Raw genomic sequence first — 24,505 nt, forward strand, 5'->3', positions numbered from 1 at the left:
AATTGAGAGTTCTTAATTCTCCCAAGTACTTTTCCACTCTTTCTCAAACCAAGTCCCATCTTTATCCTTCTCCAAAAGAAAAGCTCCTCCTTCACCATATCCCCCTGGAAACCCGACGAAATAATCATATTGCAAGTACATGGCTGTTGAATCTATGTTGTATAGTGGAATATAAAACACATAAAACTCTTCAGGTAAATCCTCACTATTCGTCCACAGGTTTTCCAAAAGAGAATTCAAATAGAATGAAGTTTTAATTTTAGGCCGATCCAAAATCTGCATTTTTAGATGCAATAAGGTTGAACTATCATTTGGGAATTTTTCATTTTGAAGAGATTCAACAATATCTAACTCATTTCTTACAAAAGGGTCTTTTGGTGGTATTATAAGGCCATCTTCAGATATATCTATTTCATAATATTCGTATGGCTTTAAAGAATGATAAATAAAAACATCATCCTTTATTCTTCCTGCATGGATTAGGTCAGTTAATATTTGAGAAATTAGAACATTCCCATTTTGAGATGGCTTATTTTGAACCTGCGATTTACATCCTAATAAAATCAATACCAGAAAAAGATAAATGAATTTCATAACCGACTTTTCATTCAATTTACTATTTCGATTTTCTCAAAAAACAAAAAACCCGAAGCAAGCTTCGGGTTTTAACTTTTATTAAATGTGTGTTTTTTACTCCACCACAGAAACCATCAAGGTCTCTCCTTCTTTAGCAACTTTCAAGGCTCCTTTTTTGGTCAGGCCTTTGATCGCCACATCCCATTTTTTATTACTCAATCCGGCTTGATCTTTGACAATCAGTAATTCCGCAGGAGAGTTTTTTGCCACAAGATCAAAGACCATTTTCTCTTCTTCAGTCATTTCCACCTGCTTTTTCTCAGGTCTCATTTGAGGGAAGAACAATACTTCCTGAATCGTAGTCTTATTGGTCATCAACATAGTCAATCGGTCAATTCCGATTCCCAATCCTGATGTAGGGGGCATTCCATATTCCAAGGCTCTTAAAAAGTCCTCATCCATAGCCATTGCCTCATCATCTCCTCTAGCTGCCAATTTCAACTGATCTTCGAATCTCTCACGCTGATCAATTGGATCATTCAATTCGGTATAAGCATTGGCGATCTCTTTTCCATTGACGAACAACTCAAATCGCTCCACCAAACCTTCTTCAGTTCTGTGCTTTTTAGCCAAAGGTGTCATTTCGATCGGATAATCCGTGATATAGGTCGGCTGAATCAAATTCGCTTCCACTTTCTCACCAAAGATCTCATCAATCAATTTGCCTTTGCCCATAGTCTCATCGGTTTCGATACCCATGTCTTTACAAACCTGAAGAAGTTCAGACTCATCCATTTTGCTTACATCGATTCCCGCATATTCTTTAATAGAATCATACATGGTCAATCTTCTGTATGGACCAGCAAAATCAATCACATTTTCTCCGACAGTCACTTTGGTATCCTCATGAAGGGCCAAGGTCACTTTCTCAAGCAAGTCCTCTACCATCTCCATCATCCAGATATAATCCTTGTAGGCCACATAGATTTCCATAGATGTAAACTCTGGATTGTGGGTTCGGTCCATTCCTTCATTACGGAACATTTTCCCAAACTCATAAACCCCATCAAAACCACCTACAATCAGCCTTTTTAGATATAGCTCATTGGCAATCCTCAAGAAAAGAGGCATATCCAAGGTGTTGTGATGGGTTTCAAATGGTCTTGCTGCAGCTCCGCCATGAACAGCCTGAAGAATTGGTGTTTCAACTTCCAGCCAGTTATGATCATCAAAATATCTTCTCATGGTAGAGATGATCTTGGATCTGGTGAAGAATGTCTGTTTCACCTCAGGGTTCACCGTCAGATCCACATAACGTTGTCTGTATCTCAATTCTGGATCAGTGAATCCATCAAATACATTTCCATCTTCATCTCTTTTCACCACGGGAAGCGGCTTCACGGATTTAGAAAGAACTTTCAATTCTGTTACGTGCAAAGAAATCTCACCAGTCTGAGTAGTGAAAATATATCCCTTCACTCCAATGAAATCTCCGATACCCAAAAGTTTCTTGAAAACGGAATTATATAAAGTCTTGTCGTCTCCGGGACAGATATCATCTCTTCTGACATAAATCTGCAAACGTCCCGTTGAATCCTGGATTTCCGCAAAAGAAGCCGATCCCATGATCCTTCTGGACATCAATCTTCCGGCAATAGAAATACCCTTGTAATCGTTCTTTCGGTTTTCATAATTTCTATGAATGTCCTCAGCGGTCACATTGATAGGGAAAGCTTCAGCAGGATAAGGATTCACTCCCAATCGCATCAGTTCTTCCCGATCTTTTCTTCTTTCTATTTCCTGTTCGCTCAAAAGTTGCATTGTATTGGTTTGAGATTTTTAAATTTTCTGTTTTATGTCCGATGTCCGATGTCCGATGTCCGATGATTCCTCTCTATCCCACTCCAAACATCAAGAATCTACTTCGTAATTTTCATTTGTACTCTGAAAACTGATCACTGACCACTGATCACTGCTTTCCTTCTCTTCATCTCCCGTTTGACCAGTTCAAATTCTCTTGAACTTTGTCCTGCAATGGAAGTATTCTCTGCCGCTCTTCTTGTCAGATAAGGCATTACCTTTTCCACCGGACCATAAGGCACATATTTCACTACATTGTATCCAGCATTTGCCAAATTGAAGGAAATATTATCACTCATCCCATAAAGCTGTGAGAAATAAACTCGTTCGCTCTTTGGGTCGATTCCATTTAAATTCATCAACTCAGTCAGTTGAAGACTACTATTCTCATTGTGCGTGGCACAGACTAAATAAACCCCATTTTCTACCGCAAATTGGATAGCAGCATCGTAATCGCGGTCTGTTGCAGCCTTATTCGGTTGGATAGGATCCTGATACCCCATTTCTTCTGCCCTCTCCCTCTCCTTTTCCATATAAGCACCACGAACCGGCTTAGCTCCTAACAAATAACCTTTGTTCGCAGCTACGGCCTGAGCTTTTTTCAATCTCTCCAATGAATCATGACGATACATCTGATAGGTATTATACACCACGCATCTTTCGGTGTTGTATTTCTCCATCATCTCATAAGTCAAATCATCTATCACATCCTGAAACCACGTTTCTTCAGCATCAGATAGGATCTTGATTCCCAAATCATGGGCTGCTTTGCAAAGTTTATCCACCCTTCCTCTCAGTCTTTCAAAAGCCAGCTCTTCATCAGTAGTTAACTTCTCACCAGCCTGGATCTTGGTCATGATGTGGTAATCGCCCAATCCAGTTACTTTAAAAACGCCAAAGGGCATGTAGTCTGTTTTAGCTGATTCTACCAAGGTTTCCAAAATCTCAGCTGTGGTCTTTTCAAAGCTCTCCTCATCTCCCTTCCCTTCAATAGATAAATCCAGAATGGACTTCACACCATAATTGGCCAATTTATGACAAGCTTGGATTGTTTCTGCAATAGTTTCTCCACCGCAGAAGTGTCCAAACATGGTTTTTTTCATGATTCCTTTTACCGGCAGTTTCAGTTTAAAAGCCAAATTGGCCAGACCGATTCCCAGGTCAGAAATCAAATTATTATTCAGCGTTGCAAAAATCAAATACATTTTGCGCAGCTCCGCATCGCTTTTTGAGGCGAATGCAACTTTCAGATTCTCGAAAGATATTTGGGGTTTTACAGGCATCTTGCTCAAATAAAGGTGCAAAGATATTAATAAAAAGGTTTTTGCTTATGTTTTGTTAGGGATTTTGCCGGATTCCTACCTATAAATAAAAGGAAGTCAAAAAGGGATTTTCCAAGCTTTGGTTTTGGCTCTATTTTCAAGATTATCAAATTGGTTTTTAACCCTTGAAAAATAATTTGAAAGCCACAGAATCCAACCTCCATATTTCCTTTGCCTCTTTCAAAAAAGAGATAAATAAAATTTCCCCATCCATTTTCCAAATAATATTCTGAATTGAATTAATTTTTAACCCCGAATTAATGAATTCATGATTTTTTAACCTGAATTTTAAAAGAATTATAAATGTTGGTTACTAACATTGTGTATTCATTAATTAAAATTTGAAAAAAATATTTTGCAAATAGAATTTACCAGCTTACATTTACGGCATGTTAATCACAGCCGCGATTTATTTTACCTTCTTTTACTTTTACTTTCGAAGCCAAAATCGAATCGGAGCTGTGTATTGTCTAGCCAAAAACTAAAAGAACATAAACAACTAAAAGCCCGATTCGAAAGAGTCGGGCTTTTTTCATTTAAACACGCTCAGCCGTATGAAATCTCACAAACAAATTAAAGACTGGGGGCTAGGACTCTCTACCCCGCTGATTATCGCAGGACCTTGCTCCGCTGAAACTCCTGAGCAGATCGAGCAGATCTGTAAAGAAATGAAGGAAGAAAACATGGTTCCTCAGCTTTTCAGAGCAGGTATTTGGAAACCAAGAACAAGACCGGGCTCTTTCGAAGGAATCGGTGAAGACGGTTTGAAATGGATGGAGATCGTAAGACATCATCTTAACATTCCAATTACTGTAGAAGTTGGTAATGCTGCTCATGCTGAATTGGCTTTGAAACACAAGGTAGATGTAGTTTGGATCGGAGCCAGAACCACTGTAAACCCATTCGCTGTTCAAGAAATCGCTGAAGCACTTCGTGGTTCTGATGTACCAGTGATGGTGAAAAACCCAATGAACCCAGATTTGGATCTTTGGGTGGGTGCATTGGAAAGAATGCATGCAGTAGGCCTGGATAAATTGGCAGCAATCCACCGCGGATTCTCTGATGCTTATGACAAGCGTTTCAGAAATAAGCCAAACTGGTCTATGCCTATCCACTTGAAGAGAGTTTGGAAAGGAATGGAGGTTATCAACGACCCTTCTCACATCGCAGGTAGAAGAGACGGTATTTTGGAAATCTCTCAAAGAGCCATGAACTTCGGTTTGGATGGTTTAATGATCGAGACTCACCACAACCCTGACAAAGCTTGGTCTGATGCCAAACAACAAGTGACTCCTAAGGCCTTGAAAGAAATCATCAATGCAATTGATTTCAAAGAACCGCTAGAGCAAATGGCCCCAGACGAAAAACTTCAGGATCTGAGAAGAGCTGTCGATCATCTGGATGATCAATTGTTGGATATTTTGCAAGAAAGATTCGCTGTGATCGACCAAATTGGAGCACACAAAAGAGAGCACCATTTGACAGTTTTCCAATCTGACAGATGGAAAGACGTAATGGAAAGCCGTACCAAAAAAGGTATGGAAAAGCATTTGAGCGAGAAGTTTATGAAGGAGTTGCTTTATTGTATTCACGAAGAGTCCGTGAAGAGACAAGAAAAACAACTCCGTGAAGCTGAAGCTTTGAAAAAATAATACAATTGGCTGAGTAAAATTAGAAAGGGAGGCATCTTCTCCCTTTCTTTATCACTCCAATTTAATACATCCTGTGAATCCTGTTTACATAAGTACCTCACCAGTCCTAAAGCTTTCCGAATTATTGGAGGGATTAAGTTTTTCTTCTCTTTTCGTATTGACAGATGAAAACACCCAGCAACATTGCTATCCATTGATTCAAAAAGCACTCCCTAAAGAACATCACCTATTCACTTTCCCTGCGGGGGAATCCCACAAAAACCTAGAAACCTGTGCTTCTATTTGGTCTGAGATGACCGAGGCCGGACTAGACCGAAAGGCACTTTGCCTCAATATCGGTGGTGGAGTATTGGGAGACATGGGAGGATTTTGTGCCAGTATTTACAAAAGAGGAATCCGATTCATCAATATGCCCACCACCCTACTTTCTCAGGTTGATGCCAGTGTTGGAGGGAAGTTGGGAATTGATTTTGAAGGATTAAAAAATCATTTGGGAGTTTTCAATGAACCGGAATTTGTATTAATCAGTCCGGAATTTCTAAAAACCCTTCCTGAAAATGAATTAAGGTCCGGTTTTGCAGAAATAATCAAGCATGGATTGATTAAGGATCACACCTATTTTGAAATGCTCAATTTTGAGGATTGGAAAACCAATGATTGGGAATACTTAATCGAACATTCGGTTGCCATCAAAAAGGCTGTGGTTCAAGAAGATCCAAAAGAAGCAGGACTTCGAAAAATTTTGAATTTTGGTCATACTATTGGACATGCCTTGGAAACTCATTTTCTGGATGGCCCTAAGCACCTTCTTCACGGAGAAGCGATTGCTGCAGGTATGATCTGTGAAGCATGGCTTTCTGTTCAAAAAACAGGTTTATCCCAAGAGGATCTGAACCAGATTCAGGAGAAACTTTTACAGGTCTACGGCAAAATCCAGCTTTCCAAAGATGACTTTGGAGCAGCATTGGACCTTTGTCTTCAGGACAAAAAGAATGAAGGAAAGGAAATTCTCTTTTCCCTCCTTGAAAATATTGGGAATTGCACATACAATATCCCTGTCAGCAGAAAAGAAATCGAAGCTGCACTCTCCTATTATTGCACTATTTAATTTTCAACCTTGTCTACAGAAACCATGGAGATTTTAGAACTGAGCCAAAAATCAGCCTTCGCTCCTACGACCATACCACTTCCTTCCTCCAAAAGTGAATCTAACCGAGTTCTGATCATTGATGCTTTGACTGAGGGCAAAAATGAAATCTCCAACCTCGCTGAGGCTCGGGATACCCAAACCATGATTCGACTGCTGGGAAAGAATCCTCCAGTCTATGATGTATTGGATGCGGGGACAACGATGCGCTTTTTGACTGCTTATGCAGCCATCACCAACCAAAATAAAGTCATGACTGGCACAGCTAGAATGTGTCAGAGACCTATCGGTATTTTGGTGGATGCATTAAGAGCAATTGGAGCAGAAATTCATTATATGAATGTGGAAGGTTATCCTCCATTGGCAATTCATGGATTGGCAGAACAAACTTCAGATAATGTAAAAATCAGAGGAGACGTTTCCAGCCAATACATTTCTGCCATGCTAATGATCGCTCCAATTCTTCCCAAAGGACTGGAAATCGAACTAGAAGGAAAAGTAGGAAGTAGAACCTACATTGAAATGACTCTGGAATTGATGGCCAAATTTGGTATCAACTACTCCTGGGAAGAAAATATCATCAAAGTAGCTCACCAAAGCTATCAACCTACCGAATTCATGGTAGAAAGCGACTGGTCTGGTGCGAGTTACTGGTTTAGTTTGCTAGCCTGTGCTGATTCAGGAGAGCTATTTTTGAAGGGACTAAAAGAAGACAGTTTGCAAGGAGATTCCAAAATCGTGGAGATCATGTCTCATTTGGGAATCAAAAGCACCTTTAATAAGGAAGGAGTCAAATTGGAAAAAATTCCGGTAACTGGTTTAAAAGAATTTGATTTCACCCACTGCCCGGATTTAGCTCAAACAGTTGCCGTGACTTGTGCCATTTTGGGTCAAGATGCCAAATTCACCGGCTTAGAAAGTTTGAGAATCAAGGAAACGGATCGGATCTACGCCTTGCAGCAGGAGTTAGCCAAATTCAATGCGGAATTCAACGAAGTTGAACCTGAAGTCTTTCAGGTAATTCCATCGGTAACCATGCCGAATGAAGTGCAAATCCATACCTATGATGACCATAGAATGGCCATGGCTTTTATGCCACTTTTAACCAAAACCAAAGTTTTGATTGAGGATCCTGAAGTGGTAAACAAATCCTATCCAAGTTTCTGGAAACACTGTCAATTGGCTGGAATCAGCTGTGTCAATCATGAGTCATAAAATCGCTATCCAGGGAGTCCCTGGTTCCTTTCACCATCAGGTCAGCTTAAATCTTTTTGGGGAAGATACCACCGTATTGCCTTTCAATACCTTTGAGGGAGTTGCCAAGTCTGTTGCCACTGGTGAAGCTGATTACGGAGTAATGGCCATAGAAAATTCCATTGCAGGAGCTATTCTTCCCAATTATGAAATAATCGACCGCAACGGCCTTTTCGTCCGGGGTGAATATTACCTGCCGATTGCCCATCAATTGATGGCTTTGCCAGGACAGAAAATTGAAGATATTCAGGAGGTTCGTTCCCATCCTATGGCGATCCTCCAATGTAAACCATTTTTGGCTCAATATCCTCATTTGGATGCCAAGGATGATGTGGATACTGCCGCTGTGGCTCAAAGAATTGCCGAAAATCAGCTCAAAGGAATTGCCGGAATCGCTTCTAAAATCGCAGCAGAAATCTACGGATTGGAAATAATTGCTGAAGATATCCAAACCGTAAAAAACAATTTTACCCGATTCATTATTTTAGAAAAAGAGTCTTCAGAAAAGCCTACTGATGTCAACAAGGTTTCTTTCAAGGTAACTATTCAAAATGAAAAAGGTGGATTGGCTCAATTGCTTACCATGCTGGCTGAAAAAGGGCTTGATTTAAGTAAGATACAATCCATTCCTGTGATCCAAAAGCCTTGGGAATATGCATTTTTCATTGATGCAGTCTTTAGCAATTACGATTCCTATCAAGAAGCAATGAAGCTGGTTCAGGAGAATTTTGGAGAGTTAAAAATATTCGGAGAATACAAAAGCCAGAAATAATGAAAGGTTTTGCAAAACGCATTGAAACCGTCCAAGAATACTACTTTTCGGCAAAATTAAGGGAAGTTGCTCAACTAGTGGCAGCAGGTAAACCTATCATCAATTTGGGAATTGGTAGTCCAGACCTCCCTCCTGCACCCGAAGTGATTCAAGCTTTAAAAAGCACAGCTGAAAATTCACAATCCCACGGATATCAATCCTATCAGGGAATCCCGGAATTGAGGATTTCCATGGCAGATTTTTATCTCAAAGAATATGGAGTTGAGCTAAATCCACAAAAAGAAATTCTTCCACTAATGGGTTCCAAAGAAGGCATTCTGCATATCAGCATGTGCTTTTTGAATCCAGGCGATCAAGTTTTGATTCCGAACCCAGGCTATCCAACCTATAGTTCGGTTACCAATTTAGTAGAAGCAGAACCTGTTTATTATTCATTGAAGGAAACAGGCGAACCAGATTGGGAAGCTCTAGAGGCCATTGATCTGACCCGGGTTAAACTCATGTGGATCAACTACCCTCATATGCCGACCGGAGCATTGGGAAGCAAAGCCTTATTCCAAAAACTCGTAGATTTTGCCAAAAAGAATGATTTGGTTCTTATCAATGACAATCCTTATAGCCACATTCTAAACCCTGAGCCCTTGAGCATTTTGGGAATAGAAGGCGCCAAGGATGTTGCTTTGGAATTGAATTCACTCAGTAAATCCTTTAATATGCCAGGTTGGAGAGTGGGAATGCTTTCCGGTAGAGAAGACTGGATCGCCTCCGTACTAAAAGTGAAATCCAATATGGATTCAGGTATGTTTCTTGGAATCCAAAAAGGGGCTATTGCAGCCTTAAAATTGGGAAAAACCTGGTTTCAGGACATGAATGAGCACTACGAAAACCGTAGAAAACTCATCTGGAAGTTGGCAGATTTGTTGAATTTAACCTATCAAAAGAACTCGGGTGGGCTATTTGTCTGGTGCAAAGTACCAGAAGGGCAATCCGCCGAGGAATTAGTAGACTTCCTGCTTTACGAAAAGAATATTTTTATCACTCCGGGTAAGATCTTTGGATCGGTTGGGGAATCTTATGTCAGATTCTCCCTTTGTATGCCTGAATTCAAAATCCTGGAAGCAATTAACAGAATCAAAAAATAAGAATCATGAAAAAAATTCATATCGTTGGATTAGGCCTTTTAGGAGGTTCATTTGGTCTGGGAGCCTTGAGAAAATTTCCGGAGCTTCAGGTAACCGGCACTGATATTTCTGAGCAAAACCTAAAAGATGCTTTGACATTGGGGATCATCACCGAGGCAAAGGAAAAACCTGATTCTGATACAGATTTGGTGATTTTGGCCACTCCCGCCGATACCTTGGGAGATTTGCTAAAAGAGACTTTGGACCAAATTGGAGATGATACTTTGGTCATTGATTTGGGTTCTACCAAAGCCAAGCTTTGTAGAGAAATTGCAGACCATCCCAAAAGGAAACAATACCTGGCCGGTCACCCTATTGCCGGAACAGAATACTCTGGCCCTAAGGCTGCTTTTGCAGATCTTTTGGATAGAAAGGTGATGATAATCTGTGACTTGGAAAAAACAGATTTGAATCTAAAAGAAAAAGCCTATGAGCTCTTTGACGCTTTAAACCTTAAACTAAGGTTCATGGATCCGGAGGAACATGATAGGCATTTGGCATTCGTATCACATCTATCGCATATCACCTCATTTATGTTGGGTAAGACCGTTCTGCAAAAAATGGAGGATGAGAAAAACATTTTCGATATGGCTGGATCAGGTTTTGCCTCTACCGTCCGATTGGCAAAGTCCTCACCTGCTATGTGGGCGCCGATTTTGACAGAAAACAAAGAAAACATCTTGGCTTCTTTGGACGGCTACATCTCCAATCTAACTGCGATGCGAGAAAAGATAGCCAAATCAGATAGCGAAGGTATCTACGAAGAATTTTCAGAAATCAATAAAATCCGGGACATCCTGGATTTGGGGAAATAATTAGACCCAATCGATAACCTAAGACCACGGAGCAATTCGTGGTTTTTTTGTTGTCTCTGAGATCGCTGTGGTTTTCAACCCGAAGATTCGTAATTTGGAACTACTTAAACCCGCAATATGCATTAGACTTCCTATTCCGAGCCCAAATCACTTCGAAATCAATCGCTTCGCTGCATTTAACTCTTTCACCAGAGCGGTGCTTTGCCTCATTCGTTAAATGCTTGATTTTCTTGTAATTTGAACTCTCACAACGGATCCTAATACATAATCCGGGTTAAACCTACATAACCATGAAATCACTCACGTTTATTGTTTGCCTATTTTTCTCCATCCCTCTTCTGGCTCAGGAAACTTGGAAGGTTATACCTGCAACAGGAGATGCTATGAAACGCCATGAAAACTCATTTGTGGAATGCAATGGAAAGTTTTATGCCTTGGGAGGAAGAGGAGATCGATCTGTGGATGAATTTGACCCTACCTCCAATACTTGGCAAAAAGTAGCTGATGCCCCGATGGAAATCAGCCATTTTCAAGCAGTCAGTTACAATAATGAAATTTGGGTGGTCGGCGCTTTCACCGGAGGTTATCCCCATGAAACCCCTATCGAAGACCTTTGGATTTTCAACCCTGAATCAAAATCCTGGCGAAAAGGCCTCAAACTGCCCGAAGGAAGATACCGAGGTTCTGCAGGTGTAGCTGTCAAAGGGGATAAAATCTATATGGTTTGCGGAATTCAAGATGGCCATTATGAGGGGTTCGTGCCTTGGTTTGATGTATTGGATCCAAAAACCGGAAAATGGACAGCTCTTCCCAATGCTCCAAGGGCACGGGATCATGTCAGTGCTGCCATCGTCGGCAACAGGCTGTATTTAGCAGGAGGAAGAACTTCTCATGCGGCAATCGGGAAAGTCTTGGAGACAACTATCGATGAAGTGGATTTTTATGACTTTGAAACCGGAAAATGGGAAACTATTGAAGCGGATATTCCCACACCAAGAGCCGGAAATTCAAATTTGGGAATAGGACCTTATTTGGTGGTCATGAACGGAGAAAGCGGCGTTCAGGAATCCGCTCATGCAGAGGTAGAGGTTTTGGACACACGAGACCACACTTGGAAAACCCTTGCTCCATTAAACCAAGGAAGACATGGAACCGGAACCGTATTCTATAAAGGTAAAATCTATGTAGCAGCAGGTTCTGCCAATAGAGGTGGTGGTCCGGAATTGAATTCCATCGAGGTCATGGAGTTTAAATAAAGGATATTCATTTAAAGATTTAAGAAGTTTTTGATTAGGTGACTTTTGAAAAATCGAAAGTCATAATCTTATAAAAACCATCCAATAAATTGTAAATCTTCTAGAGCTATTCTTGCCAACTTTGTATCAGGAAATAGCCGAAGAATTATAATTAGTTAAAACCATGAAAACTTTAACATTCAAAACCAATATCAATTGCGGGAATTGCCTTGCAAAAGTAACTCCGATTCTCAACGCCGAATCCAATATCGAATCTTGGAAAGTAGATTTGGAAGATCCCGAAAGAACACTGACAGTGGAAACAGAAAGCCTCTCTCCAGAAGAAGTGAAGAAAACCGTTTTGAAATCAGGCTTTTTGGCAACACCGAAGTAAAATAAGAAAGCTGACCTTAGAAAGCTGAATGGAAGAATTTAAACAACTGATATTCAGCTTTTTAACAAAACCATAAACATTCATAAATTTATTCCGTAAATTTGAACAGTTGAAAAAGCTGATCTCCATAGCGCTATCCTTGATGGTTCTGTTCTCCTCTGTGGGAATGGCCAAGACCACCCATATCTGTATGGGAGAGGAAATGGAAACTGCTTTGGGTTTTGTAGCCACCCATTTGGATTGTGGAATGGAATCTACCTCTTCCCACTCCAATGAGGATGGAAAAGCGCATTTGGAAAAAAGTAAATGCTGTGAAAATCAGAGTCAGCAAATCCAACTCGATGACGAAACCTCTCTAAAAAAGCAGCAAAGCCAATTGGATTTCAATTTCGCGGTCGCTTTTGTTCAGGTTTTTATTTTTGGTTTGAATCAGCAAGCTGATACCAATAATTCCTATTCACCTTACTTCTCTCCCCCACTTGATCAGGATTTATGTGTCCTGCATCAAAGTTTTTTGATTTAAAATCATTCTGATGGCTTCGGTCAATCGTGCCCGGATACTTCGTATCCAATGCTTTTCTTTTTGCACAATCAGAATGAATCATGCTCAATTCAATCATTAAATATTTCTTAGAAAATAAGTTAGTCACTGTCCTGCTACTGCTTTTAATTGTAGCCTGGGGCATTGCGACCGCTCCCTTCAATTGGGAGACTGGAATCATTCCTCGTGATCCAGTGCCTGTTGATGCCATCCCTGATATTGGCGAAAACCAACAAATCGTTTTCACCGAATGGATGGGAAGGTCTCCGCAGGACGTAGAAGATCAGATTACTTACCCATTGACTACTTCCCTACTGGGACTACCTGGAGTAAAAAGTGTCAGAAGTAGTTCAGCATTCGGCTTTTCCAGTATTTACATCATTTTCAATGAGGATATTGAATTCTATTGGAGTCGATCCCGCGTTTTAGAAAAGCTCAATTCTCTTCCTTCTGGCCTTCTTCCGGAAGGAGTTCAGCCAAAGTTGGGACCTGATGCAACAGCATTAGGTCAAGTATATTGGTACACTTTGGAAGGCAGGGATTCGGAAGGAAATCCTGCAGGGGGATGGGACTTACATGAGTTACGATCCATCCAGGACTATTATGTTCGCTATTCTCTCACGGCCGTAGATGGAGTTTCGGAAGTAGCCTCTGTTGGTGGCTATATCAAAGAATACCAAGTAGATGTAGATCCTGCAGCCCTCAAAGCAAACGGAGTTAGTTTGATGGATGTCATGTCCGCAGTCAAAAAATCGAATTTGGATGTTTCTGCCAATACCATTGAAGTCAATAAAGTAGATTACTTCATCAGAGGCTTAGGTTATGTGGAGAATTTAAGTGACCTAGATCAAGCGGTGGTCAAGGTTACCAACAACGTTCCTATACGAATTCAGGATGTGGCCAAGGTCAATATTGGTCCGCAACCTAGAAATATGGGTGGAATCCTAGACAAATCCGGAGCTGAGGCTGTAGGAGGTGTGGTCATCGCCCGATATGGTGACAATCCGCTGAAAGTCATAGAAGGTGTAAAAGCTGAGATTGAAAAGATTTCCGACGGCCTTCCCAGCAAAACCCTAGCTGACGGCACCCTTTCTAAAGTTACTATCGTTCCTTTCTACGATAGAACCAATCTGATTTATGAAACTCTAGGCACCTTATACGAGGCCATTTCCTTACAGATTTTGATTACCATCATCGTGATTATTGTGATGGTTTACAATCTGCGGGCTTCCTTGCTGATTTCAGCCCTTTTGCCATTGGCAGTTCTGATGTGTTTTATTTTCATGAAATACGTTGGGGTTGATGCCAATATTGTGGCCCTATCCGGTATTGCGATCGCCATCGGAACCATGGTGGATTTGGGGATTATCCTCAATGAGAATATCCTCCGTCATTTGGAAATGCCTGCAGAAGGTAAGTCCAAACTTCAGATAGTCTATGAAGCTACAGCCGAAGTTGGTGGGGCAATTTTAACGGCTGTCAGCACAACCATTGTCAGTTTCCTACCGGTATTTACCCTGCAGGCTGCAGAAGGAAAGCTATTCGGGCCATTGGCTTATACCAAATCGTTTGCCCTGATTTCAGCGGTTATCTTCACCTTGTTGATCATGCCTGCATTTTCTCACTGGTTTTTCTCCTTCAAGAGTTATAAAGGGAAATTCTCAAGATTTGGAAACTATGCTCTCATGGTTTTAGGATTGATTATCGCCTTTACGGTTTGGTCTTGGGCAGGTTGGGTACTAGTTGGATATGGATTGATCCATTCCTTGGCATTCCATTTTCCAGAAAAAATTGAATCCAGAAAGAATGCATTAATCATTGCGGTAACTCTTTTGGCAGTTGCATCTCTGCTGACTTCAGAATGGATGCCCCTGGGAGTCTCGAATAGTTATGCAATTAACTTTGGATTTATTGCCATTATCTTAACCTTGGTTTTGGGAGGATTTACACTTTTCATTCGTGTTTATCCTCAAATTCTTCATTGGTGTTTAGAAAATAAAAAGACCTTCCTTGCATTCCCAATGCTGGTCTTGGTCCTAGGTGCATCTGTTTGGTTGGGTTTCTCCACAGTTTTTGGATTTATCCCCAAGACTTTGGATAAAGTAGGTATCAATATGAGAACTACCTCGCTTTGGTCTGGGCTTTCCCATACATTTCCTGGTTTGGGAGAGGAGTTTATGCCTTCTTTGAATGAAGGTTCTTTCCTTCTGATGCCCACTACAATGCCACATGCCGGCGTCCAGGAAAATAAGGACGTTCTCCAAAAATTGGATATGCTGGTCACAGCAATTCCGGAGGTGGAGTTGGTAGTTGGCAAAGCCGGTCGAGCTGAAACGGCTATTGACCCTGCTCCTTTGACCATGTTTGAGAATACGATCAATTATAAAAGTGAATTTATAAGTGATCAAAATGGAAATAGAGTCCGGTTCAAGGTCAATGGTGATGGCCAGTTTGAATTAAAAAATGGGAGCTTTTTTGATCCTCAAACGATGGAACCTCATCTGATCGAAACCTCCCAATTGGTGGAAGATCCTGATGGAGAATATTTCCGACAATGGAGGACTCATATTAGAAATCCTGATGATATCTGGAATGAAATTGTCGGAGTTATCCAGATCCCGGGAGTTACCTCTTCCCCAAAATTACAACCTATCGAAACCCGTTTGGTCATGTTGCAAACCGGGATGAGAGCACCCATGGGAATCAAAGTATATGGACCTGATCTTCAAACTATTGAAGAGTTTGGTTTAAAGTTGGAGAAATACCTCAAAGAGGTTCCTTCAGTCAAAAAAGAAGCCGTTTTTGCAGACAGAATTGTCGGTAAGCCCTATTTGGAATTGGATATCAAACGGGATGAGATTTCCAGATATGGAATGAATGTAGTAGACGTTCAGGATTTTATCGAAACAGCTATTGGCGGCATGCAACTTAGTACCACAGTCGAAGGTCGGGAGCGATATCCTATCCGCGTTCGGTACGCTCGGGAGTTCCGTGATGATCCAGGAGCAATTGAGAATATCCAGGTCCCAACACCTTTGGGTAATTATATTCCATTAGGTCAGCTGGCCGATATCACCTACAGACCTGGACCGGACATGATCCGTGGAGAAAACAGCTTCCTAGTAGGTTATGTGTTATTGGATAAACAAGCGGGATATGCTGAGGTTTCAGTGGTTGAGGATGCACAAAACTACCTTCAAAGTAAAATAGACTCTGGCGAGTTGATCGTTCCAAAAGGAGTTCGCTATGTCTTCTCAGGAAGCTATGAAAATCAAATTCGCGCTGAGAAAAGGCTTTCAATCGTAGTTCCTCTTTCTCTGATAGTGATCTTCTTGATTCTCTATTTCCAATTTAGAGCAGTTTCTACTACCCTCTTTGTATTTACGGGCATCGCCATGGCATTTTCAGGTGGATTCTTGATGCTATGGCTATATGGACAGGATTGGTTTATGAACTTCTCTGTTTTCGAAGTTCCGATGCGTGATCTTTTCCAAATGAAGACCATTAATCTATCAGTTGCGGTGTGGGTTGGTTTTATTGCTCTCTTTGGTATTGCCACAGATGACGGGGTGGTGGTTGCTTCCTATTTGGATCAAAGCTTCAAAGCACATCAACCGACTACTGCTCAAGAAGTTCGAAATGCAGTCATTGAAGCAGGGAAAAGAAGAGTACTCCCTTGCTTGATGACTACAGCCACTACCCTTTTGGCATTGGTTCCTATCCTTACCTCCACAGGCAGAGGATCGGATATCATGATTCCAATGGCAATTCCTTCATTGGGAGGAATGGTATTGGAACTAACGACCGTATTCATCGTGCCGACTCTCTATTGTTGGTGGGCTGAAAGAAAATTAAAGAACAATTCTGCTGTATTTACTTCAGATGAAAATCAATAGGCCATGAGAAAAATTTCAATTCTATTATTCCTGCTTACGGCCGTTTCTACTTTCTCCAGAAGCCAAAATCTGGATGATTACCTCATTCAGGCTGGAGAAAACAACCCTGAACTGCAGGCTTATTATCATGAATATCTGGCATCTCTTGAAAAAGCGCCACAGGTAGGTAGCCTACCAGACCCTGAATTGTCGATGGGGATTTTCTTTTCCCCTATGGAGCGGTGGATGGGAAATCAGGTAGCAGACCTCAAACTGATGCAGATGTTTCCTTGGTTTGGAACTTTGGGTGTCAAAAAAGAAGAAGCCAACCTGATGGCCCATGCCAAATACCAGGTGTTTTTGGATGCCAAAAACAAGCTTTTCTATCAAGTAAAGTCCACCTATTACGAGTTGTATCAAACACAGGAGGAAATCGAGATTAATCAGGAAAACCTGGAATACTTGAAGGAATATGAGCGCTTGGCTTTGGTAAAGTTCAAAAGTTCATCTACTCCAGGGGCAACTTCCTCTTCCATGCCCCAACCCGCCATGAATGCTAGCACAAGCAGTTCTGCATCCGGGATGGGATCAATGAATGGTTCTCAGGCGAACCGCGCTCCAGTTGGAAATCCAGGGATGGCAAGCGTTGGTGGAATGACTTCTTCTGGAACTGGAATGAGTGATATTCTCCGTATTAGGATGCAGGTCAAGGAGCTCGAAAGCACGATTGCTAGTCAAAAAGACCGGTTAATACCACTTCAGATCAAATTCAATCAGTTGCTAAACAGAGACATAAATAGCCCGATTTCCAATTTAGATTCACTGGAGAGTACCAGTTTAATTTGGGATAAAATGGTTCTGCTGGACAGTATCACCAGCCAAAACCCAATGCTTGCCATGTATGATACCGAAATGGAAGTTCTGGATCAGCAAGAAAAAATGGCTCGTTTGGACGGAAGACCCATGTTTGGTGCCGGAGTAGATTATATGCCTTTTCAGCCACGACTTGAAAGTGGTATGTCTATGGGTGGAAGAAACATGGTCATGCCCATGGTAACTATGACCTTGCCTATTTATAGGAAAAAAACCAATTCCAAACTCAAAGAAACCGACTACCTAAGAGAGGCTACACTTTTGCGAAAGGAAAAGGAAGAAAATATGCTGGCGATGCAATGGGCTAATGCCATTCGTGATTTGGAAGATGCCAACCGAAATATTGTCCTCTATGATGAGCAAAGTAAACTGGCAGAACAAACTTTAAGTCTTTTGCTTACTTCCTTTTCATCAGATGGTCAAGAAATGGAAGAAGTCCTTCGGGTCAATCAGCAGCTGTTGAATTATAGACTTCAACGCATGATTGCGATTGTACAACAACACAAAAGTCTAGCGCTATTGGAATCCCTGGGTTCCGAAAGCTCACTCAATTAAAAAATCAAGCTATGCAAAAGCTATTAGAAAATAAATGGATCAAAATTGTGGCTATTCTCCTAGTAGGAGTTGTCATCGGATGGATTGTCAAGCCAAGCTCCAATTCTTCCCTAGAGAATGAACATGACCACAGTGCAGCGGCTGAAAATCAACTTTGGACTTGTTCCATGCATCCTCAAATCAAGTTAAATGAGCCAGGATCCTGCCCGATTTGCGGAATGGACCTAATCCCTGTTTCTAGCAATTCTTCTTCTGGAAACTCTAATCCTTTGGTGTATGAAATGACCCCTGATGCAGTTGCGCTGGCAAATATCCATACCACTAAAGTAGGTGGATCCACTTCAGGAAATGAGGTGGTTTTAACAGGAAAAATTCAAACCGACGAACGTGAAAATGCAGCAATAACCGCCAAATTTCCAGGTCGGATCGAAAAGCTCTACGTCTCTTTTACCGGTGAACAAGTTCGTGCAGGACAAAAATTGGCCAGCATTTACTCTCCCGAATTGATGACTGCCCAGCAGGAATTAATCGAAGCGGCCAAGTCAAAAAGCACATTCCCTGAACTTTACCAAGCCGCTAAGGAAAAGTTGAAACTTTGGAAATTGAGCGAACAACAAATCGCTTCCATTGAGTCCGTTGGAAAGATCCAGGAACAAATGGACGTGATTGCTGAGCATGGTGGTGTGGTAACCCAGAGAAATATCTCTGTTGGAGACTATGTGAATACCGGTAGTGTCTTATTTCAGGTAGTCAATCTTTCCAAGCTCTGGGTTTTAATGGATGCCTATGAATCTGACTTGCCATTTATGAAAGTGGGCGATGAAGTTTCATTTACTGCTGCAGGAGTTCCTGGGGAGACTTTTAAAGCAAAGGTCAGCTTTATCGATCCATTGATCAATCCCAATACGCGAGCAGCCTCTATCCGGGCAGAAATATCCAATGCCCAAGGAAAATTGAAGCCTGAAATGTTTGTTACGGCAACAATCTCCTCGAAAAGCAGCTCCACTCCTACTGAACTTTCAATCCCTAGAACAGCCCTCCTCTGGACAGGCAAAAGGTCCATTGTCTATGTCAAAGTTCCTGACTCAGAGGTTCCGGCATTTGAAATGCGCGAGGTCAATTTAGGATCCAAGGTGGGTGAAGATTACAGAGTTGAATCTGGGATTATGCCAGGGGAAGAAATTGTCACCAATGGAGTATTTGCTGTGGATGCTGCTGCTCAGCTTTCAGGTAGCTACAGCATGATGAATAGACCTGAATCCAAATCATTGGATGTTCCAGAAGCCTTTAGAACTCAGATCACAGCTTTGGCTGATGCCTATTTTGAAATCAAAAACGGCTTAGTTTCAGACGATTTGACCGAGAGTCAAAAAGGAGTCAGAGATGCAAAAAATACCCTTTCTAAAGTAGATATGATGCTATTGGAAGGAACTGCCCACGAACACTGGATGATGCTGATGAAACAAATTCAGTCCAATTTGGACCAAATGGAAAAAAGTACAGAATTGGAGAGTTCTCGGAAGTTATTCTCCGAACTTTCCACTGCCGTCCTGGAAATGACAGAAAGGTTTGGTCTCAACAAGGCAGTGGTTTACAAAGATTATTGCCCTATGGCATTTGGAGATCAGGGAGCATTTTGGCTTTCAGAAAGTAAAAACATTACCAATCCCTACTTTGGAGCATCCATGCTTACCTGTGGGGAAGTCAAACAGACTTACTTAAAAGGCCAGCCAGTTCTAGATACCCAATTACCGAAAACAACAATTCAAACAACACATAATCATTAATTAAAAAACTATGAAAAAGACCGGTTTATTTGCCCTAGCCCTCGGAATCCTATTGTATTCTTGCTCAGGTTCCAAAACAGAAGATCACTCCATGCACGAAGACCATGAGATGGAAGGTAGTGAGATGCACGATGGTCATGATATGGGAAGCTCGGATTCAGAACATTCTACCATGATGAAAGCAGAAGGAACCACAGCCATCATTGATACTTACCTTGCTGTAAAAAATGCATTGGTTAGTGACGATTCTAAAGCCGCTGCTGCTCAAAGTGGAGAATTGGTAAATGCTCTTAAGGCTTTTGATTTGAATTCTTCAAAGGGAGAAGACATTGAAGAGCTAGAAAGGCTACAAATGGAGGCTGCTATGGTAGCAGAAAATCTTTCTGCAGATGATATCGCTGCCCAGAGAGAAAGCTTCCAGGCTCTAAGTGTTTTGATGAAAGACTTTATCAAGATTGCCGGAACAGACAGAACTTTGTATCAGCAATATTGCCCGATGTATAAAAACAACACGGGTGGTATTTGGTTGAGCGCTTCCGAAGACATCAAAAACCCGCTTTTCGGAAGCTCTATGTTGACTTGCGGAAGAGTTGAGGAGACTTTAGCTTTGAATTAATCTGAATGAGGATATAAATCCCCCTGCCCCTTTTGGAAAAGGGGGATTTGATTCTTTTACATCCGCCAAATCAAAGGTTATTTAACCATGAAAAAATTCTTCTTTTTATTCTTCCTTACTGCTATGATTTCATCAGCTGCGATGGCTCAGGAAAAAGTGCTGGAGCCATTGAAAGTTTCCCAGATCCGAGGAATTAATGTCTTTGGAAAACCGGTAGATAACCAAACCCGCTGTGTCCATTGGCATTCTGAATTGGATATTATAGCGATCAAATTCAAATGCTGTGAAAAATATTATCCATGTTATTCATGCCATGAGGAAGATGCAGATCATGAGCCTCGCGTTTGGCCCAAAATAGAATTTGATCAAAAAGCAATTCTATGTGGAGTCTGTGGAACAGAGCTAAGCATCTCTGACTACATGGCCTCCGATAATACCTGTCCATCTTGTAAATCATCATTTAACCCTGGATGCAGTAAGCATTACCACCTTTACTTCGAGACTAATCCAAAAGATTAAATGAATTCATTTAGAAGATTGTTTTTCAATTAGTTAAAAAACATCTAACATGAACCATTCTCAACACAACCCTACCGAAAACAAAGACCATTCTCACAAGCATGATTCTCATGACCACAAGCATGAGCATCCTTCTAATCATGAATCCATGGATCATGGAAGTCATTCCGAAGGTGGACATGAAGGGCATGGAAATCACCACCAGCATATGATCCAAGACTTCAAAAAGAGGTTTTGGGTCTCTCTGATTTTGACTATTCCGGTATTACTTTTTTCAGATATGATCCAGGATTGGCTGGGTTTCTCTATCCAATTTGAATCAAAATCTTATGTCGTTTTTGGTATTTCGACAATTCTATTCTTTTATGGAGGTTGGCCATTTTTAAAAGGATTAAAAGAAGAATTAAGTGCCAAAAATCCCGGGATGATGACTTTGATCGCTTTGGCGATTTCGGTGGCATATTTATACAGTTCAGCTGTAGTTTTTGGCTTGGAGGGAAAGGATTTTTATTGGGAACTCGCCACTCTGATTGTCATCATGCTATTGGGACATTGGATGGAAATGAGATCCATTTTGGGAGCTTCCAAAGCTTTGGAAAAACTAGCCGATTTGATGCCCTCTGAAGCACATTTGATCGAAGGGGATCAAACCAAGGATATTCCAGCTTCTGAATTGAAATCGGGACAAAAAATAGTAGTAAAAGCCCATGAAAAAATCCCTGCCGATGGCAAAATCATAGAAGGGGAAAGTTATCTGGACGAAAGCATGCTAACAGGGGAAAGCAAGCCTGTCAAGCGTAGGAAAGGAGATGAAATCATCGGAGGATCCATCAACGGCAATCAATCCATAAAAGTTGAAATCTCCAAAACAGGTGATGAATCGTACCTCAACCAGGTCATTGGACTAGTCAAAGAAGCTCAGGAAAGTAAATCCAAAACACAAAATCTAGCTAACAAAGCAGCTAAATGGCTCACCTATATTTCCTTGAGCATGGGGATTATCACCTTGGTTGTATGGCTTGTGATAGGGAAAGAGTTTGATTTCGCATTGGGCCGAATGGTAACCGTCATGGTGATCGCTTGTCCTCATGCATTAGGTTTGGCTATTCCTTTGGTTGTTTCGATCTCCACCTCTATTTCAGCCGAAAAAGGCCTTTTAATCAGAAATAGAACAGCTTTTGAAAACTCCAGAAAGGTCACTGCGATAGTTTTTGACAAAACAGGCACACTCACCGAGGGTAAATTTGGAGTAACCAGAATCGAAAGCCTGGAAGGAACAGATGATCAAAAGCTTTTGGCTTGGGCAGCTGCGATGGAAGAAAACTCAGAACATCCTATCGCAAGAGGCATAACCAATAAAGCCAAGGAAGAAAACCTTGAGTTTCCAAAGGTGTCGGATTTTGAATCCATCACTGGAAAAGGGATTTCTGGGAAAATTGAAGGAAAATCGATCAAAGTAATCAGTCCTGGTTATTTGAAAGAAAATGACATTTCTATTCCAAAAGATGCAGCAAGCGATCAAGCAGAAACCATTGTTTATGTATTGGAGGATAAAAAATTAATAGGGTTTATCGCACTGGCAGACGGAATCAGAGAGGAAAGTGCAGATGCTATTCAAACCTTCAAGAAGAAAGAAATTCAAGTTTTCATGGCCACTGGAGACAATGAAAAAACCGCAAAAGCTGTCAGTGAAAAACTAGGCCTGGATGGATATTTCAGCGAAGTTCTGCCAGATGGGAAAGTTAAAATCATCGAAGACTTGCAAGCAAAGGGGCAATTCGTTGCCATGACCGGCGATGGAGTGAATGATGCCCCAGCCTTGGCAAAAGCAGATATTGGTATTGCTGTGGGATCGGGAACCGATGTCGCTGTAGAAACAGCCGATATTATTTTGGTCAACAGCAACCCCAAAGACATTAGTAATTTGATCCTATTTGGACAGGCTACCTATAAAAAAATGATTCAAAACTTGGGATGGGCAGTAGGTTACAATGCCATTGCACTTCCTTTGGCTACTGGATTTATCCCCGGATTGATGATCCAACCGGCCTTGGGTGCGGGATTGATGAGCATCAGTACCATCATTTGCGCATTGAATGCCCAGCTACTCAGACGAAAGCTTTAAACAATTTATTTAGATGAAAAATTACACTCTCTTATTCCTTTTAGTAGGATTTATTGGTTGTAAATCTGGTTCAAATGAACATGCAGAAGGAACGAATGTCATGGACCACAGTGAACACCAAGCCCCTACCAATGAAGACCAAAAATCAAAAAGTCCAAGAACTGCTGCAATGGCAGTAGTCGATGGCAATCATATCCACATTGACTATTCATCCCCTAGTGTCAGAGGTAGACAAATTTTTGGAGGCTTAGTGGCATACGGTGAAGTTTGGGTAACAGGAGCACACAAGGCGACTTCTATTCAAATAGATAAACCAATCCAAATTGACGGTCAAAAAATTCCTTCAGGGAAATATGGATTGTTTACCATTCCAGGTGAAAATGAATGGACATTTATAGTAAACCAAGTGTGGGATATGCACTTAGCAGATGATTATTCTCTGGAAAAAGATGTCATTAGAATCTCTGCCATACCAACAAAATTAGAGCAGCCAGTTGAATCCTTGACCTTTGAAGTCATTCCAAAAGAAAATAACCAAGGAGAAATCCGATTTGCATGGTCAGACACGCAGGCCTCATTTACCTTCCAAAACGATTAATCCCCCAAAACCACCAGTCCAATTCACCCAGTTATGAGAAAAAACAATCAGTATTACGCCCGAAGGATTCACCGCTTTTTGGGTGTATTTATCGGTATCCAATTCTTTTTTTGGACCCTATCAGGACTCTATTTCTCTTGGACAGATATCGATGAGATTCATGGAGACCATTTCCATCGGGATCATATGATGCACATGACAGCCACTGATTTGGTAGAGCCCAGTACTTTGGATTCAACCTTGGAGATTTCATCTTTAGAACTTCGATTTGTCCTCCACCAACCCTATTATTGGGTCAATGGGAAAACCCTTTACAATGCCCAGACGGGCATAATCAAACCAGAAATCACCGAAGAGGAGGCAAAAGAAATTGCTCAAGTATATATCAAGGGAGACTATGGAATTGAATCTGCCGAATACCTGACAGAAACAGGAAATCATCATGAGTTCAGGGGGAAGCCTCTTCCAGTCTGGGCCGTAAAATATGATCATCCGGAAAAACTGATTGCTTACATCGATGCAAAAAGTGGTTCATTCCAATCTATCAGACATCGGAGCTGGAGATGGTTTGACTTCCTTTGGATGTTCCATACGATGGATTATGCGGGTAGAGATGATTTCAACAATTTACTCTTGAGAGCTTTCTCCTTATTCGGATTATTAACCATCGGATCAGGATTTACGCTTTATTTCATGACTATTCCCAAGAAAAGAAAACATAAAAACTGAGGCTTCTAGTCTCAGTTTATTTTTTTATATTTAAATACACTTATTTTCAGTGTCTTATGAGGTTTGTTTTGCTATCGGC

General features: G+C 41.2%; 20 protein-coding genes. 17 read left to right on the forward strand and 3 right to left on the reverse strand.

The window, feature by feature from the left end; translation table 11 throughout:
• Positions 1 to 12: 12 nt before the first annotated feature.
• From O0V13_RS17460 to O0V13_RS17470, 3 genes are all read right to left on the reverse strand, one after another.
• Positions 13 to 594, reverse strand: coding sequence for a hypothetical protein (locus O0V13_RS17460; protein WP_268036267.1), 582 nt, complete (start codon positions 592 to 594; stop codon positions 13 to 15).
• Between the two features lie 96 nt (positions 595 to 690).
• A complete protein-coding gene (gene lysS / locus O0V13_RS17465; RefSeq protein ID WP_268036268.1) occupies positions 691 to 2,397 on the reverse strand; it encodes a lysine--tRNA ligase in 1,707 nt (568 codons plus the stop codon).
• A gap of 134 nt (positions 2,398 to 2,531) precedes the next feature.
• On the reverse strand, positions 2,532 to 3,719 hold the full coding sequence (locus O0V13_RS17470) for a proline dehydrogenase family protein (RefSeq protein ID WP_268036269.1): 1,188 nt from the start codon (positions 3,717 to 3,719) through the stop codon (positions 2,532 to 2,534).
• A 593-nt stretch (positions 3,720 to 4,312) separates the two neighbouring features.
• On the opposite strand from O0V13_RS17470, the gene O0V13_RS17475 reads away from it, so the two are divergent.
• From O0V13_RS17475 to O0V13_RS17555, 17 genes are all read left to right on the forward strand, one after another.
• Positions 4,313 to 5,410 carry a chorismate mutase gene (locus tag O0V13_RS17475; protein WP_268036270.1) on the forward strand — a complete coding sequence of 366 codons (1,098 nt, stop codon included), beginning with the start codon at positions 4,313 to 4,315 and terminating at the stop codon, positions 5,408 to 5,410.
• A gap of 73 nt (positions 5,411 to 5,483) precedes the next feature.
• Complete coding sequence (gene aroB / locus O0V13_RS17480) at positions 5,484 to 6,518, forward strand: 3-dehydroquinate synthase (protein ID WP_268036271.1); 1,035 nt, start codon at positions 5,484 to 5,486, stop codon at positions 6,516 to 6,518.
• Between the two features lie 24 nt (positions 6,519 to 6,542).
• Entirely contained in the window at positions 6,543 to 7,772 is a 1,230-nt protein-coding gene (locus O0V13_RS17485) for a 3-phosphoshikimate 1-carboxyvinyltransferase (RefSeq protein ID WP_268036272.1), read from the forward strand.
• Positions 7,762 to 8,583 carry a prephenate dehydratase gene (locus O0V13_RS17490; RefSeq protein ID WP_268036273.1) on the forward strand — a complete coding sequence of 274 codons (822 nt, stop codon included), beginning with the start codon at positions 7,762 to 7,764 and terminating at the stop codon, positions 8,581 to 8,583. Before O0V13_RS17485 ends, O0V13_RS17490 begins: the two co-directional genes overlap by 11 nt.
• Positions 8,583 to 9,725 carry a pyridoxal phosphate-dependent aminotransferase gene (locus O0V13_RS17495; RefSeq protein ID WP_268036274.1) on the forward strand — a complete coding sequence of 381 codons (1,143 nt, stop codon included), beginning with the start codon at positions 8,583 to 8,585 and terminating at the stop codon, positions 9,723 to 9,725. Before O0V13_RS17490 ends, O0V13_RS17495 begins: the two co-directional genes overlap by 1 nt.
• Positions 9,726 to 9,730: 5 nt before the next feature.
• Positions 9,731 to 10,579 carry a prephenate dehydrogenase gene (locus tag O0V13_RS17500; protein ID WP_268036275.1) on the forward strand — a complete coding sequence of 283 codons (849 nt, stop codon included), beginning with the start codon at positions 9,731 to 9,733 and terminating at the stop codon, positions 10,577 to 10,579.
• A 290-nt stretch (positions 10,580 to 10,869) separates the two neighbouring features.
• A complete protein-coding gene (locus O0V13_RS17505; protein WP_268036276.1) occupies positions 10,870 to 11,835 on the forward strand; it encodes a Kelch repeat-containing protein in 966 nt (321 codons plus the stop codon).
• Positions 11,836 to 11,998: 163 nt separating this feature from the next.
• Positions 11,999 to 12,208: a heavy-metal-associated domain-containing protein gene (locus O0V13_RS17510; RefSeq protein WP_268036277.1), complete on the forward strand. Its 210-nt coding sequence runs from the start codon at positions 11,999 to 12,001 to the stop codon at positions 12,206 to 12,208.
• A 109-nt stretch (positions 12,209 to 12,317) separates the two neighbouring features.
• Complete coding sequence (locus O0V13_RS17515) at positions 12,318 to 12,731, forward strand: HYC_CC_PP family protein (RefSeq protein ID WP_268036278.1); 414 nt, start codon at positions 12,318 to 12,320, stop codon at positions 12,729 to 12,731.
• Between the two features lie 80 nt (positions 12,732 to 12,811).
• Entirely contained in the window at positions 12,812 to 16,645 is a 3,834-nt protein-coding gene (locus O0V13_RS17520; protein ID WP_268036279.1) for an efflux RND transporter permease subunit, read from the forward strand.
• A gap of 3 nt (positions 16,646 to 16,648) precedes the next feature.
• Positions 16,649 to 18,052, forward strand: coding sequence for a TolC family protein (locus tag O0V13_RS17525; protein ID WP_268036280.1), 1,404 nt, complete (start codon positions 16,649 to 16,651; stop codon positions 18,050 to 18,052).
• Between the two features lie 11 nt (positions 18,053 to 18,063).
• On the forward strand, positions 18,064 to 19,839 hold the full coding sequence (locus tag O0V13_RS17530) for an efflux RND transporter periplasmic adaptor subunit (protein WP_268036281.1): 1,776 nt from the start codon (positions 18,064 to 18,066) through the stop codon (positions 19,837 to 19,839).
• A gap of 10 nt (positions 19,840 to 19,849) precedes the next feature.
• A complete protein-coding gene (locus O0V13_RS17535; protein WP_268036283.1) occupies positions 19,850 to 20,455 on the forward strand; it encodes a DUF3347 domain-containing protein in 606 nt (201 codons plus the stop codon).
• An 87-nt stretch (positions 20,456 to 20,542) separates the two neighbouring features.
• Positions 20,543 to 20,974: a CHY zinc finger protein gene (locus tag O0V13_RS17540; RefSeq protein ID WP_268036284.1), complete on the forward strand. Its 432-nt coding sequence runs from the start codon at positions 20,543 to 20,545 to the stop codon at positions 20,972 to 20,974.
• A gap of 49 nt (positions 20,975 to 21,023) precedes the next feature.
• Positions 21,024 to 23,099: a heavy metal translocating P-type ATPase gene (locus O0V13_RS17545; protein WP_268036285.1), complete on the forward strand. Its 2,076-nt coding sequence runs from the start codon at positions 21,024 to 21,026 to the stop codon at positions 23,097 to 23,099.
• Positions 23,100 to 23,112: 13 nt separating this feature from the next.
• Entirely contained in the window at positions 23,113 to 23,697 is a 585-nt protein-coding gene (locus O0V13_RS17550) for a DUF2911 domain-containing protein (RefSeq protein ID WP_268036286.1), read from the forward strand.
• Positions 23,698 to 23,730: 33 nt separating this feature from the next.
• Complete coding sequence (locus O0V13_RS17555; RefSeq protein ID WP_268036287.1) at positions 23,731 to 24,426, forward strand: PepSY domain-containing protein; 696 nt, start codon at positions 23,731 to 23,733, stop codon at positions 24,424 to 24,426.
• Positions 24,427 to 24,505: the final 79 nt, after the last annotated feature.

The organism is Algoriphagus sp. PAP.12, assembly GCF_026652115.1.
Lineage (GTDB): Bacteria > Bacteroidota > Bacteroidia > Cytophagales > Cyclobacteriaceae > Algoriphagus.